11 protein-coding genes and 1 pseudogene are annotated in these 13,953 nt (G+C 41.4%); 9 read left to right on the top strand and 3 right to left on the bottom strand.

Annotated features, from left to right (window positions below; all coding sequences use genetic code 11):
- Positions 1-54: 54 nt before the first annotated feature.
- Positions 55-261, top strand: a pseudogene (locus tag Q8J68_RS14950) (transposase); the annotation flags it as partial.
- Between the two features lie 314 nt (positions 262-575).
- Here the strand turns inward: Q8J68_RS14950 and Q8J68_RS04075 are convergent.
- Both Q8J68_RS04075 and wecB read right to left on the bottom strand, forming a co-directional pair.
- Entirely contained in the window at positions 576-1,811 is a 1,236-nt protein-coding gene (locus Q8J68_RS04075; RefSeq protein WP_305310271.1) for an oligosaccharide flippase family protein, read from the bottom strand.
- A gap of 109 nt (positions 1,812-1,920) precedes the next feature.
- Complete coding sequence (wecB, locus tag Q8J68_RS04070; protein ID WP_305310272.1) at positions 1,921-2,964, bottom strand: non-hydrolyzing UDP-N-acetylglucosamine 2-epimerase; 1,044 nt, start codon at positions 2,962-2,964, stop codon at positions 1,921-1,923.
- A 473-nt stretch (positions 2,965-3,437) separates the two neighbouring features.
- On the opposite strand from wecB, the gene Q8J68_RS04065 reads away from it, so the two are divergent.
- Positions 3,438-3,617: a hypothetical protein gene (locus Q8J68_RS04065; RefSeq protein WP_305310270.1), complete on the top strand. Its 180-nt coding sequence runs from the start codon at positions 3,438-3,440 to the stop codon at positions 3,615-3,617.
- Between the two features lie 310 nt (positions 3,618-3,927).
- Here the strand turns inward: Q8J68_RS04065 and Q8J68_RS04060 are convergent, their stop codons facing one another.
- A complete protein-coding gene (locus Q8J68_RS04060; protein WP_305310269.1) occupies positions 3,928-4,455 on the bottom strand; it encodes a metal-dependent hydrolase in 528 nt (175 codons plus the stop codon).
- Positions 4,456-4,813: 358 nt separating this feature from the next.
- Between Q8J68_RS04060 and Q8J68_RS04055 the strand changes: the two genes are divergently transcribed.
- The 7 genes from Q8J68_RS04055 to Q8J68_RS04025 form a co-directional block, all read left to right on the top strand.
- Positions 4,814-5,704 carry a glycosyltransferase family 2 protein gene (locus Q8J68_RS04055; protein ID WP_305310268.1) on the top strand — a complete coding sequence of 297 codons (891 nt, stop codon included), beginning with the start codon at positions 4,814-4,816 and terminating at the stop codon, positions 5,702-5,704.
- Between the two features lie 13 nt (positions 5,705-5,717).
- On the top strand, positions 5,718-7,001 hold the full coding sequence (locus Q8J68_RS04050) for a glycosyltransferase family 4 protein (RefSeq protein WP_305310267.1): 1,284 nt from the start codon (positions 5,718-5,720) through the stop codon (positions 6,999-7,001).
- Positions 6,985-8,232: a prenyltransferase/squalene oxidase repeat-containing protein gene (locus Q8J68_RS04045; protein ID WP_305310266.1), complete on the top strand. Its 1,248-nt coding sequence runs from the start codon at positions 6,985-6,987 to the stop codon at positions 8,230-8,232. The genes Q8J68_RS04050 and Q8J68_RS04045 overlap by 17 nt, the downstream gene beginning before the upstream one ends.
- Complete coding sequence (locus Q8J68_RS04040; RefSeq protein ID WP_305310265.1) at positions 8,229-10,376, top strand: bi-domain-containing oxidoreductase; 2,148 nt, start codon at positions 8,229-8,231, stop codon at positions 10,374-10,376. The genes Q8J68_RS04045 and Q8J68_RS04040 overlap by 4 nt, the downstream gene beginning before the upstream one ends.
- 20 nt (positions 10,377-10,396) lie before the next feature.
- Positions 10,397-11,764, top strand: coding sequence for a phenylacetate--CoA ligase family protein (locus tag Q8J68_RS04035; RefSeq protein ID WP_305310264.1), 1,368 nt, complete (start codon positions 10,397-10,399; stop codon positions 11,762-11,764).
- A gap of 9 nt (positions 11,765-11,773) precedes the next feature.
- Positions 11,774-12,856 (top strand): CapA family protein, encoded by a 1,083-nt coding sequence (locus Q8J68_RS04030; RefSeq protein WP_305310263.1) that lies wholly within the window; start codon positions 11,774-11,776, stop codon positions 12,854-12,856.
- The coding region (locus Q8J68_RS04025; RefSeq protein WP_305310262.1) for a glycosyltransferase at positions 12,853-13,953 on the top strand (1,101 nt) is incomplete at its 3' end. The genes Q8J68_RS04030 and Q8J68_RS04025, both read left to right, overlap by 4 nt.

Below are 13,953 nucleotides of genomic sequence, written 5' to 3'. Positions count from 1 at the left end.
GTCATAGACAATATCATGCCAACAATCCGAAAATAACCGCTGCCTGAAAAGGTTATGAGATGCTTGAGCGGTGTGAAGGGAAACCTTCACGCACCGTTCTTAGGGGAGAAAGGAGGAGCAATCCTCCCGACTTACCCGACAGAGAGAGTTGATGACCGTACGGTCATCAATGGCATTCTCTTTGTCTTGGCTACAGGTTGCAGGTGGCAAGATCTGCCACCGTGTTATGGTTCTGGTATTACACCATGGAGAAGGTTGAGAAGGTAGTCATAGGAAGGTGTATGGAACAGGATTATGGAATCACTTCGGGATTCCGCTTACCATGATGATAAGTTCTCAATGAGATTGTTTCAAAACTCCATTTATATACACTTAGTATCTTTCTTGTTGAAAATAAACAACATGTATGAAAGCCATCCAATTGTTTCATATGTCCAATAAAGAGAGAAAAAGAAGTTTCGAAACAGGTTCTATGGAAGATTAAGGACTTATGTAGGTTCTAGAAATTTACAGCAAAACTGGAGTACTATAGAACAACATTTAAACTCAACCTGGCACATATAAATGCTCCATCTCTAAAGCCATTTTTCTTTAAACTTTATCAATCCCACTAACATTGCACATATTAGTGCATTAGCTCCTAACCATGCATACCCCACTCCTAATAATCCATATTTCAAAAGAGCTGCATATCCAATTCCAATTATCAATATTGAGAGCACGAAATTCACATAATTGACCATACTGACATCTTTCTGTATTTTCTTGATAGAAATATAGATTGAAATCACAGCTGAAAAAATACTTGAAATAGCAAGTAACTGAAGCATCTCGAATGATTTATCAGAATATTCTCTACTAAATAATAGAAGTATCTTATCTCCAAAAAGGAAAATAATTATAAGTGCAGGAATTAAAAGTATGAAAATTAATTTAACTGATTTTAAGACATTCTCTTTCAAGGGGAGATTATGAGATCCCTCTACGAAAAGAGATGTTGAAACAGCAGTAGGAATAACGAAAAGAAGTGAAGCAATTGAATAAGCTATATAAAAGTACGCTCCTTCTTTAGCACCAATGGTATTCAAAATCATGATTGGAATTATTGTTACAGGTGCCATACTGAATATGCCTGCTGAATAATTCCCTAAGGAGAATTTTAGTATCTTTTTAATTGATGTGATATCAAAGTTTCTTGTAATTGATAGCCCATATCTATACAATATAAAAAGGCCTACTAATAATGTAACTAAATAAGCTACTCCAAATGCAGAAAACACGCCAATAACTCCGAAAGGAGCAAGAAAAAGGAGTGCAGGAACACGCATTCCGAGCAACAGATTAAGCGTCATACTCAAATCTGCTCTCCGGATAGCAATAAACGCTATATTTTGTATGGAATGTATAGAAGTTACAAAAATATATGCGAGGAATGCAAGTAAAAACCAACTCTCTCTAATGAACGAAAGTACAGGTGAAAAGACATTAATACCTATTAGGAATACTCCACTTATAGTTAAGGAAAATGCAAGAGTCAGTATGACAATTGAACTATAGAAACTGTTTTTCTCCTTTACTTCGGGTAGATATCTTACAAGTCCCTGGTCCAATCCAAACATTGAGAGTGCCAGGATAAGTGCTGCAGCTGATATCGCCGCTGTTGCAAGTCCGATGTCTTCAGAAGATACTGTACGAGCAGCTACGATCCAGAACAGAAGTCCAAAGAGTGAGCCGAAGGCTGAGTTCAGTATAAGGACGATGGAGTTGCGATATAACGGTTCTTTATAATATTTTTTTATAATATCTATCATTTAACATTGAACTCCATAACTTTTTGTTGAGTTCTCACACAATGCGTAAAAATATAGTAAAATTTTATATTTAAAAAAAAATCATATCTCGATAATTGAGTCTATACTGTTATATTGCATAAAATATTCTCTCCCCCGCATCCTCATAAGGATTCTTCCACCCCTTTCCAACCTGCATCATCTGTTTTACACACCCGATAACGCTCTTATCACCACACACCACATTCGCCCCCACCTCAACTGTCTCCGGACGCTCCGTATTATCCCTCAGCGTAACGCACGGCACACCCAGGATACAGGCTTCCTCCTGAAGGCCTCCGCTATCTGTGAGTATCAGCTTTGCAGAGCCTTCCAGCTGCAGGAAATCGAGGTAGCCCACGGGATCAATGACCTGCGGGCCCTCGGGAACCTGAAGGCCGAATTCCCGTATCATCTTCACGGTTCTCGGGTGGGCTGGGAAGATAATTGGCAGGCTGAATTCTGCATATATTTGCTCAAAGCCTGCAAGTATGCCTGCAAGACGTTCCTTTTTGTCAGTGTTTTCTGCCCCGTGAACCGTTGTAAGGAAGTAACCCCCTTCCTTAAGGACGAAACGTTCCAATGTCTTCCTGCTTTGCTTTGAGATCTCCAGGTTCTGGTACACGGCGTCCGCGACAGTATTGCCAGTAACGAAGATCCTCTCCTCAGGAATGCCCTCAGCAAGTAAATATTTCTTTGAGTTCTCGGTGGGTGCAAAAAGATAATCTGAAATGTGGTCGGCAACGATGCGGTTCGTCTCCTCGGGCATGGTCCTGTCAAAGCTTCGCAGGCCTGCTTCGATGTGTCCCACTTTGATATGCAGCTTAGAGGCGGCTAACGCGCCGGCCAGCACGGTGTTGGTATCGCCCTGCACCAGCACGACATCTGGTGTATCTTCCAGAAGCACCCGTTCAATGCCAGCCAGCATCTTGCCGGTCTGCTCGCCGTGCAACCCCGAGCCCACGTCCATGTTATACTTTGGAGCTGGCAGCTTTAACTCCTCAAAGAACACGCGGTCCATCTCGAAGGAATAATGCTGCCCCGTATGCAGTATATAGAAACCCAGCCCGCGACTCTCGCATTCACGAATCACGGGACACATCGTGATTATCTCCGGGCGGGTGCCCAGGACGATGGCCAGCTTCAGGGGCGGATACCCCCGAAAAGAAAACTTTTTGGAAATATAGTAACCAACATATTTACCATCACCACTTATCCTAGGGCATAACCTGAAGCCTGTAAGAGTTTTCTTATCCCTTATATAGAGGTTCGTTGGGCATATTTAAGGTTTGTTAAAAAACTATATAAAGGGCCGTTAATGGCTGAGTTAAGTAAACGGGAATCTGGATTCTGTAGCGTCGTCAACTGTTCGTGAACGGTATCGTTTCCTTCTTTAACTCTGTTTACCGGATAGCAAATGCTCAATGCTCCTGTGCGGCGGTGAAATCTGTTTTACAGTGATGGCGGACCGTGCCTCCTGCAGCGTGGCGGTTGCGTCGTTCCTCTTTCAATATTACCTTGCTGCACCTCTTGGCTACATGCACAGGGACGGCATAACATGGAGTTAATATTATATTATAATACAGATACTATACATGGGATACAGGCATGATGTGCAGATACTACCATGAGTGTGAGTACGCCAGCAGCGATGCTTTCACATGCACACAGGACGGAGGAGGCATGTACTGCGGCAAGTACAGGATGCTCTACTTCGGATACCAGGATTATTCCGCCTTCCGGGACGAGCTGGACGCAGCCGCCAAAAAGCATGAGATGCTCGTATAGCCCGACATGCCTGAAGGTTTTAAAAAATGACAGACCGAATAAAAGCTTTGCTTTTTACATATCCTGTCCTTTACTTTTCTCTCCTCCATATGTTGCCTTATTTTTCTTCGGCAGCATTGAGAGCTATCAAAACGAGACGATTACATTACAAAAAAGGATTACATGCCCGGAGCGGGCTTACTGCACCCAGTACGATGTCTATACGCTCAATACATTGCATTATGAGACAAGTTATACATCAAATTTCTGACTACAACTTATATAAAATTGTCTGTCCAAAGACCTAACAGACTTAACAACTGATCTTTTGCTACCTGATCTTCTTCCTCAGATAACCGACCCCAAAGACCATTATTACCGCAAGCCCCAGGAGCTCGGTCATGAAGAGGGAAAGCATTTGAGGATTCCCGATGTCCCCAAGATGTCCGTAGACTCCCTGCAGAAACTGCCAGAAGGAGCCGTACTCTTCCAGTCTTTTGAACTCCCATCCCAACAAGGGCCACAGGAAGGTCACAGGGGTCTTCCACATGCTGTCAAGCAGCTGATGTATCAGGCTCCCTGCTGCCAGAGTGAGCAACCTGTGGTCGCCTTTTCGGGTATAGAAATAGTACCCTGCCGCTCCCAGCACCACAACAAAGAGCAGTGCATGTGCAAAGATCCTCCCGTTGGCGAAGGTATCTGCAAAGAGTATCATGCCAACCGTCTTGTCGATGATGTCAGGAAGCATGGAGCCCACGATTACATACCTGTAGTCGATATGAGGGCGGACCTTAGGGAAGGCCAGGCTTGCGATGTAGAAAAGTGCAATGGCTATTCCTATGTGTGCGAAGGGGAGCATTTGTACTCATAATATTAGGGATATCTTAAAAAGGATGTGATACTTTTTTTGAGGTCTCTCGCAACTGAGTAAGAGAACTGCCACTTTTAAATTTTACCTGCTGACATTGTCTTCCTTTTCACATAATTTTATTTCCCACAATTGTATGTCTAAATAGTTTCATCAAATAACATTCATAAAAAATTTATTTGCACAGTTGTGAACTTTCAGCCAAACTTCGAAAGTTTTATATGTGAAGAGTCTTATTTGTACTTCGGTTGGTTATTTGTAGAGTTTGTGTGCATTGTTTGCAAAACCCTGCGTGGGAGCAGATATGCATTGACAACTACAGGTAAAAATTAAAAATGGTGGTCGAAAAATGACAATAGTAGCTGCAATTCCTGCATTCAACGAGGAGATAGCCATAGGCAGCGTTATTGCAAGGGCAAGACAGCATGTGGACGAAGTTCTTGTTATCGATGACGGCAGCACCGACAATACCTGCCGTGTAGCCGAGATCATGGGAGCCACGGTACTGCGCCACGAGAAGAATGCCGGCAAAGGCATGGCGCTTCGCACCGCTTTTGAGTGGGCTATGACAAAGCAGGTGGACATCCTGGTGACCCTGGATGGCGACGGCCAGCACAACCCCGACGAGATTCCCAGGATTATCGAGCCTATACTCTGGAAGAAAGCCGACATGGTCAACGGCGCAAGGTTCCTCAAAGGCCACATTATCAAGGTCCCAAATTATAGACGCCTGGGCCAGGAAATATTAACACACGCCACCAACATGACCGCCAATGTAAAACTGAACGACTCCCAGAGCGGCTTCCGTGCCTTTTCTAAAGAGACTTTTTCTGCCTTCAAGTTCAACAACAACGGCATGGGCGTGGAGTCAGAGATGATCTACGATGCAACCGCCGCCGGTTTCAATATCATCGAAGTGCCCATCACCTGCAGATATGATGTGGAAGGGTCCACGTTCAATCCTGTCAAGCATGGGATGAACGTGTTGGGGTCTATCATCAATCAGTTCGAAAGGAAGCATCCGCTCTTGTATTTTGGGGTGCCTGGGCTGGTCTTTGTATTTATTGGTCTGGTTCTTGGGTTCTGGACAGTGTACGGCTACAACGCTGGTAATGGCTTCTGGGTGGGGAAGGCAATGCTTGCGATGACATTTGTTCTTGTGGGTAGTTTTGGGATGTTCACGGGGATGATATTGAATTCAGTGGCACTTCTTGTTAACGATTTTAAAAAGATAAATTGACGGGGGGAGAAGAGTGAACATTCATGAAAGGTCCGAAGGGACATTAAGAATACTAGTAGTTTCACAGCATTTCCCTCCTGAAAGATCAGGTAACTCGTCCCGTATCTCGGATATGACAAAATATTTGTCAAAAGATAACTGTGATGTTATTGTTCTAGCACCTCACCCCTGTTTTCCTCCAGGGTCCTTTGGGAAAAAGTGGAGCATTTCTGAAAAAAGCATGCTTAATGGTGTACAACTTATTAATCTCCTTTCGTGGCAGCCGTGTTCAAAAGATCCGGGTTTCGTCGAGAGGATGGCATATTATCTATCATTTCCTTTCCATGCCGTGCTATGGTCAGCTTTCAACTATAAGAAATATGATGTGATCATGACATCTGCACCCCCCATATTCACAGGTTTTGCGGGTCTTTCTTCAAAGATACTATTCAAGAAAAAATGGGTTATGGATGTTCGTGACCTGTGGATCAATGCTTCTATCTCATTGGGTTTTCTTAAAGAAGGGAGTTTCTTTGAAAAGATAAGCCGGATGTATGAACAAGCTTGTTATTCAAGGGCTGATATGATAAGTGTGACTACGCAGGAGTTGGGCGAAGATATTGTGAGGACCTATGATAGTATCAGTCCTCTTAAAGTAAAAGTGGTTTCCAACGGTGTAGATACAGACTTTTTCTATCCTCTGCAGGTTGAGAAAAAGAACCAGGTCATCTATGCAGGTAATATAGGTCATGCTCAGGACCTTGAGAACGTGATCCTTGCAATGAAACAGATAAATGAGTCGTATCCTTTGAAGTTCATCATAGCGGGTGACGGAGATATAAAGAACGAATTGCAGGGAATTGTTGCTGACAATGGCCTTGAGGATCTTGTGTTCTTCCCCGGTCTTGTGCCAAGGGAAGAGGTACCACGGATGATATCGGAATCCCTTATCGGTATTGCGCCTCTGAAAAAGTTGAAGACCCTTGAATACGCTGTGCCTACCAAAGCCTATGAGTACATGGCCTGTGGAATTCCCTTTGTTGGTTCAGGTGAAGGAGAGATACGCAAACTGGCAGAATCTTCAGGAGGAGGCATCATTTCTGATAATTCCCCGGACTCTTTTGCTGAAACGATATTGAGTATGCTGTCAGACCGTGAGAGGATGGACAGGATGGGAAAAACGGGACGGGTTTTTGTCGAGAGGCATTACAGCAGAAAACAGATAGCTTTGAACTTGAAGGATAATATCTGTGATATCACTTCAAGAAAAACAAATGCAGACAAGATCGCAGGTGTCAGTTATGCAGGATCAGAGTGAGCGAATACAAATGATCGTAGCTGGCATTATTGCAAATGGCATTCTTCCCAATTTAAGGATAGATAATGATGTGGCCTACACTGTAGATCCGGTCTATGACATTAAAAGGAACAGGGTCAATGCCGAGTGTGTCAAGGCCATGCTAAGAGTAAACGATAAAGATGGATGCTATCACCCGGAGATAATTGAAAAACTGCTAAGACAGCTTATTTCAAAGCAGGCTGTTGATGGATCGTGGAATGAGATACACGTGAAATATGACCATCCTTCTGCGTTGATAACAGCCATTGTTGGCGAGGCTTTGCTGGATGGTTTTGTGAGAAGCGGTAACAAGGATATAGAACCATCTATCCACCTTGCAAAGGACTATGTGATCAAGAACGAGATATCTCCCGGCTATTTCAGGAAATCCTCGGTATATGTTGCCGACCACCTGAATGTTGATGCTACCTGCGGAGCATTCCTTGCAAAATATGGCAAGGTCTTCTCGGACAGTGAGTGTCTTGATGTTGCAAGAAAAACGGCAGATCATATCTGCAAACATCAGTTTGAAAATGGCGCTTTTCCTTATACTAATGAAAATAGAGGCAATTATCACTATGATATGCAGATACCATGCATCCATTATCAGGGTGTGACCCTCTATTATTTACTCAAGATCATTGATGCTCTGGAAACCGAGGACTTTGATCCTTTTATCCGTAAAGGTGTAGACTGGCTTGCATCGACACAATTGCCCGATGGAAGGTTTAACTGGTCAAAAAGCGGTTTGATGTTCGCCTATTGCCTGAGCGGTGCCTATGCATTCGCTGTTCCCTGTTTCCTTTATGCTGGTAGGTGGGACAGCAAATATACAGAAAATGCTGACAAAGCACTGGCTATTCTGGAACAGAATGTTAACGGAATTGTCAACAGATGGGAAAGTGCATCTATGTGGAGCTTCCCGTCCTCTGTGCTCACTGCTGCAAAGACTGCCGGAATTGGCGATTATCCTCTTAAGCACAGGTGCTTCAGGTTCGGTTACGGTGTGTACCGACAATTTGCAAGGCGCAGGTTCTCCAATGGTGTGAATCCCAGGTTGTTCGATCTCCTGGCCTCCACGATGGGAATAGAGGCATCCACTGTTGAACCCGACAACAATTTCCCGGACCTTTTTATGACCTCCGAGGTTCTGGACTGCTTGAGTTATTCGATCTCTAAATTTAATTATGATATGGTGATGGCTTCATGAAACAGGTTGTTCTTAATCTCAAAAACGGTGATCTTACAGTAGAAGAGGTGCCAGCACCTACATTAAAGAGCGGTGGTGTTCTTGTCAGGAATCATTATTCTGTGATCAGTGCAGGCACAGAATCCGGTCTCGTGGGACTTGCTGAAAAATCCCTTTTAGGTAAGGCCCGTGAAAGACCGGACCTTGCAAAGAAGGTCATTGATAAGGCCAAGAGGGACGGTCCGATATCTGCTTTCCAGCAGGCCATGGGCAGGCTTGAGAAAAGGGAACCTATGGGCTACAGCAGTGCCGGGACTGTGATCGCTGTAAGCGAAGATGTGACAGACTTCAAAATCGGTGATCGCGTTGCATGTGCAGGGGCAGGTTATGCAAACCATGCTGATGTGGTATTCATTCCAAAGAACCTGTGTGTTAAGGTATCAGATAATGTCAATTTCAGGGATGCCTCTTTTACAACAGTCGGTGCAATTGCGCTGCAGGGTGTGAGGAATGCAGATGTACGGGTCGGTGAGAATGTCGTGGTCATTGGCCTTGGCCTTGTTGGGCTCATTACAGTGCAGATCCTGAAAGCGTCCGGATGTAGGGTGTTTGGTGTGGACCTTGATGAATCCAAGGTCAAGCTTGCAAAGGCTCTCGGGGCAGATATTGCAGTTTCCAGGAACTCACCAGGACTTGAGGACAGCATTTTCCAGTTCACAAGAGGAATAGGTGCAGACTCAACGATAATTGCAGCAGCTACAAGATCCAATGACCCTGTGGAATTTGCAGGCAAGGTCACAAGGGAAAGAGGAAAGGTCGTCATAGTCGGCCTTGTGGGTATGGACATACCCCGTGAGGATTACTATAATAAAGAGATAGAGCTGCGTGTTTCAAGATCATACGGTCCCGGCAGGTATGACCGTACCTACGAGGAGTTTGGTCAGGATTACCCGGCCAGTTATGTCAGATGGACAGAGAACCGTAACATGGAAGCCTTTGCAGACCTGCTCTCCATGGGTAATCTTTCCATGGAGAAGATCATCACCCACGAATTCCCAATTGAGAAAGCACCAGAGGCTTATGAGGTGATCAATACCAGGCAGCCATATCTTGGAATACTGCTTGAGTATGATGTCAATAAGAAAATCGAGGATAAGGTCGAATTAAAAGCTTCGCAGCCTGCACAGAAGGTTGATATGCCTGTTGTGGGTGTCATAGGTGCCGGCATTTTTGCGACCAGCACGCTCCTCCCAAACCTCGCGAAGATCAAAGACATAAGATTACGAGGTCTTGCAGCAGCCAGCGGGATAAGCTCGGAGTCAGTCGCCAAACAATATGGTTTCGAGTACTGCACATCCGACCATCAGAAGATCATGTCCGACCCGGAGATAAACTGCGTGATAATTGCCACCCGCAACAGCCTTCATGCACCCCTCGTTATTGAAGCTCTAAAGAACAAGAAGAATGTGCTTGTTGAAAAGCCTCTTGCCATCAATGAAGAGGAATTGCAGGCAATAGAATCCACATGGAAAGAACACGGCGGCCTGCTCATGACCGGATTCAACAGGCGATACTCCGAGCTTGGCATGAAGCTCAGGGACTTTTTCAAAAGCCGCAGCCAGCCCATGGTAGCCATCTACCGCGTGAACGCCGAGTCCATCCCACAAAACCACTGGATATACGACCCCTCCGAAGGCGGTGGCCGTATAATCACAGAATGCTGCCATTTCATCGATTTCCTGCAATATATCATCGGCTCATCCCCCACAGAAGTATTTGCAAAGAAGATCGAAACCGCAGTGAACAGTCCCGAGGACAGCGAGAACGTATCGATCACTCTCTCATTTGAGGATGGCTCCATCGGAACCATCATCTACACAACCCACGGCGACAGTTCTGTCTCAAAAGAACACGCCGAATTCTTTGCAGACGGTATGGTGGGGGTTATCACTGATTTCAAAAATCTTGAACTTGTAAGAGGCGGAAAGAGGACCAAGATCGCTAAGAAACTGGCTACAGAGAAAGGACATAAGAGTGAGCTTGAGATGTTCTTTGAAAGTATAAAGCACACTGAAAATGTGGAAATTGAATCTAACATTAAGACCACGATTGCAACTCTTAAAGCAGTGGAATCCATTCAAACAGGGAATCTTTCAAAATTGTAATCTTAATCAGGGCTGTAAAAATGCTAAGAAAAACAAATATCTTTTCAAACGGGATGGCATCCCAGGCATTTAATATTCTAGTAAGAAACAGCCTTACTTATAAGAAAACATACGATCTTTTAAAGAAATCACAATGGTGGAGTGCTTATCAATTAGAAGAATATCAACTTGAACAACTGGCCAAATTGCTTGATCATGCCTACACAAATGTACCTTATTACACAAGAGTCTTTGACGAAAGAGGACTGAAGCCAAAAGACATTCAGGAACTTAAAGATTTGCAGCAATTGCCCTTCCTAACCAGAGATATGGTACGTGCAAACTTCAACGATCTCTGTGCCAAAAATTATTCCCCAAATCAGTTTCAGCATGTTACTACTGGTGGCTCATCGGGCACTCCGCTTGAACTGTATCTTGAACGCGGTGTTACAGATGCCAAAGAATGGGCTTTCATGAAAACCCAATGGGACAGAGTAGGTTACAGATTCCGTGATAAATGTGCAATTTTCAGAGGCTATAAGGTTCCAGTTCAGGACAATACGTTCTGGAAATCTCAGTTATTTGGAAGATGGATGCTCTTCTCATCATACGACATAAATAATCAGAATACTCCTGATTATGTCAAAAAACTAAAAGAATACAATCCAAAATTCATTCAAGCCTATCCGTCTTCAATATCTCTTCTGGCTATGAACATGAATGAAATGAATATTCAAAACGCAGTCAATCCAAAAGCAATATTATGTGGATCTGAAAACTTATTCCCAACGCAGAGGAAAGTACTTGAGGATACTTTTAACACACGGGTATATAGCTGGTACGGATTAACTGAAAAAGTTGTCCTGGCAGGTGAATGTGAAGTTAGCAACAACTATCATATATTCCCAGAATATGGAATCACTGAATTGATAGATGAGAATGGAAAAGTAATTAGTTCAGGAACAGGGGAAATTGTAGGAACAGGATTTAATAATTACGCGATGCCCTTGATCAGGTATAAAATGGGTGATATCGGAGTATTATCCACTAAAAAATGCGAATGTGGAAGAGAATATCCTTTACTTGAAAGAGTAGAGGGACGAAGCCAAGATTTTGTAGTAACAAAAGACGGAGCTAAAATTACCCTTACTGCATTGATTTTTGGTCAACATTTTAATGCTTTTTCCAATATAAAAGAACTTCAGTTAGTCCAAGAGGAAAAAGGAGAACTTGTATTCAATATCGTGAAGACTGAGAAATTTAATGCTGATGATGAAAAGGAAATATCATGCAAAATTAAAAGCATCTCTCATAACCAGATAGATGTTTTTTTTAATTATGTGGATTCGATTCCTAAAACTAAACGCGGAAAACACAGATTTTTAATTCAAATGGTAAAAGCAGAATAAAGGGTATTTATGAAAAAAGTAACTTTGCTAGCTGTAGGTGACATCACTTTACAGATAAAAGATAATAGCCATCCATTTAGAAATGTATCATCCATATTTGAAAAAAAAGATATTTTGTTTGGAAACTTAGAAACAGTTCTTTCAGATGAAGGGGAGCCAGCGAAAAAATCAGTTGTACTTAAATCGTCTCCAATAAAAGGGAAATATTTAAAAGATGTTGACTTTGATGTTCTAAATATCGCAAATAATCATATACTAGATTTAGGGATTGAAGGACTTAAAAATACACTAAATACTTTAGAAAATTATAATCTTAATTATATTGGTACGAATTCTAATAACTCAAACTCAAAATCTCTGATATTAGAGAAAAATGGTATAAAGTTAGGTTTTCTGGGATATACAATTGGACGTTTCAAGGAAAATAATGAGCTGTGTATATCTAAATTGAATGAAAAACAAATTATTTCAGATATAAAATCCCTAAAAGCTAAATGTAACTTTGTCGTCGTTTCTTTGCATTGGGGAACCGAAAATGTTTTTTATCCATCACCAAAGCAAATTGATCTTGCACATTGTTTAATAGATACTGGTGCAACTTTGATATTAGGCCACCATCCTCATGTTATTCAGGGTATTGAAAAATACAAGAACGGCTTAATTGCTTATTCGTTGGGTAATTTCCAATTCGACACCAAACTATCGCAGAGCAAAATAAGCGATTCTATTATTTTCTCAGTTGATTTTGATGAAAATGGAATTCAAAGCTATGAAGTAATTCCAGTAGTCATTGATGAGAACTTTGTACCAAAAGTTGCGAAAGATGATGTTAAAAAGAATATATTGAATTTTGTTTCTGATATATCTCAACCTTTTTTTAATAACAAAATCACAAACAAATGGTGGTTTGAAGAAATTGGAGAAGAATATTTAATTGGTAATCTGAACAGTTATGTTGCTAGAATTAAGAAATATGGAATTTTACCATTCATTGAATGTTGTTTTTGGCTTGTTACTCCATTTTGTTTAAAATGTTATGCAGGATTCATTAGACGTAATATATGCATATATTTCAATGGTGAATATAAATGAAATTATTACAAGTCACTAATTTTTTTAAGCCTTCTTTCGAAGCTGGGGGAGTGACCAGAGTCGCTTATAGTATATCAAAATATTTAGCAACTAATGGCCATGAAGTAACAATATTCACAACAAATCGCAGTTTAAATAATATAAATGTAGAAACTAATAAATGTCTACATGTAGAAGGCATGAATGTTTATTATTTTGAAAATTTAAGAAAATATTTCCCTGTGAAAATACCTCCAATCCCCTATTATTTACCATTTATACTCAATAGAAAAATTCAAACTTATGATATTATTCACATTCATGAACATAGGTCGCTTCTTGCAATAATAGTTCACCACTATGCTAAAAAACATAATATTCCATATGTGATACAGCCCCATGGTTCAGTTTTACCGTTTTTCCAAAATCAGAGTTTAAAGAAGATTTTTGATGGGATTTTTGGAAATAGAATATTGAATGATGCTTCCAAATTGATTGCCTTGACTAGGACTGAAGCAGAGCAAATAATGAAAATGGGTATTGATAAAGGTAAAATTGAGATCGTCCCAAATGGAATTGACATCTCAGAATATAGCGATTTACCAAAAAAAGGGACATTTAGAAGAAAATATTTATTGAAAGATGCCGACAAAGTAATTTTGTATTTGGGAAGATTAAACAAAATTAAGGGTATTGACTTACTTCTAGAAGCATTTTCAAGTTTGAGACATGAAGTGAATAATGCTAAACTTGTAATTGTTGGTCCAGATGATGGTTTTTTAACAATATTGAAGAAACAAACATGTAATTTTAATCTTGAAGATGAAGTTTTGTTTATAGATTCTCTTTATGGAAGGGATAAATTAGAAGCTTATGTGGATGCTGATGTTTTAGTTTATCCTTCAAATTATGAGATATTTGGCCTAGTCCCATTTGAGGGAATAATGTGCAATACACAGACAATTGTTACTGAAGAATGTGGATGTAGTGAAATATTCAAAGAAGCCAATTGTGGATATATTGTGAAATATGGAGATATAAACTCGCTGACTAATAAAATTAAAGATTGTATTGAAAATCCTAGATTAAATGGTGATGTAGCTAAGTCTGGACAGCAG

The sequence above is a fragment of the Methanolobus sp. genome (assembly GCF_030682845.1).
Classification (GTDB): Archaea; Halobacteriota; Methanosarcinia; order Methanosarcinales; family Methanosarcinaceae; genus Methanolobus.
This window is presented reverse-complemented; position numbering and strand designations above follow the sequence as displayed.

Bases quoted from the DNA above. Each gene is read 5' to 3' on its own strand.
- Q8J68_RS04075 (WP_305310271.1), bottom strand. From the start codon at position 1,811: ATGATAGATATTATAAAAAAATATTATAAAGAACCGTTATATCGCAAC.
- Q8J68_RS04035 (WP_305310264.1), top strand. From the start codon at position 10,397: ATGCTAAGAAAAACAAATATCTTTTCAAACGGGATGGCATCCCAGGCA.
- Q8J68_RS04055 (WP_305310268.1), top strand. From the start codon at position 4,814: ATGACAATAGTAGCTGCAATTCCTGCATTCAACGAGGAGATAGCCATA.
- Q8J68_RS04030 (WP_305310263.1), top strand. From the start codon at position 11,774: ATGAAAAAAGTAACTTTGCTAGCTGTAGGTGACATCACTTTACAGATA.
- Q8J68_RS04040 (WP_305310265.1), top strand. From the start codon at position 8,229: ATGAAACAGGTTGTTCTTAATCTCAAAAACGGTGATCTTACAGTAGAA.
- Q8J68_RS04060 (WP_305310269.1), bottom strand. From the start codon at position 4,455: ATGCTCCCCTTCGCACACATAGGAATAGCCATTGCACTTTTCTACATC.
- Q8J68_RS04065 (WP_305310270.1), top strand. From the start codon at position 3,438: ATGATGTGCAGATACTACCATGAGTGTGAGTACGCCAGCAGCGATGCT.
- Q8J68_RS04045 (WP_305310266.1), top strand. From the start codon at position 6,985: ATGCAGGATCAGAGTGAGCGAATACAAATGATCGTAGCTGGCATTATT.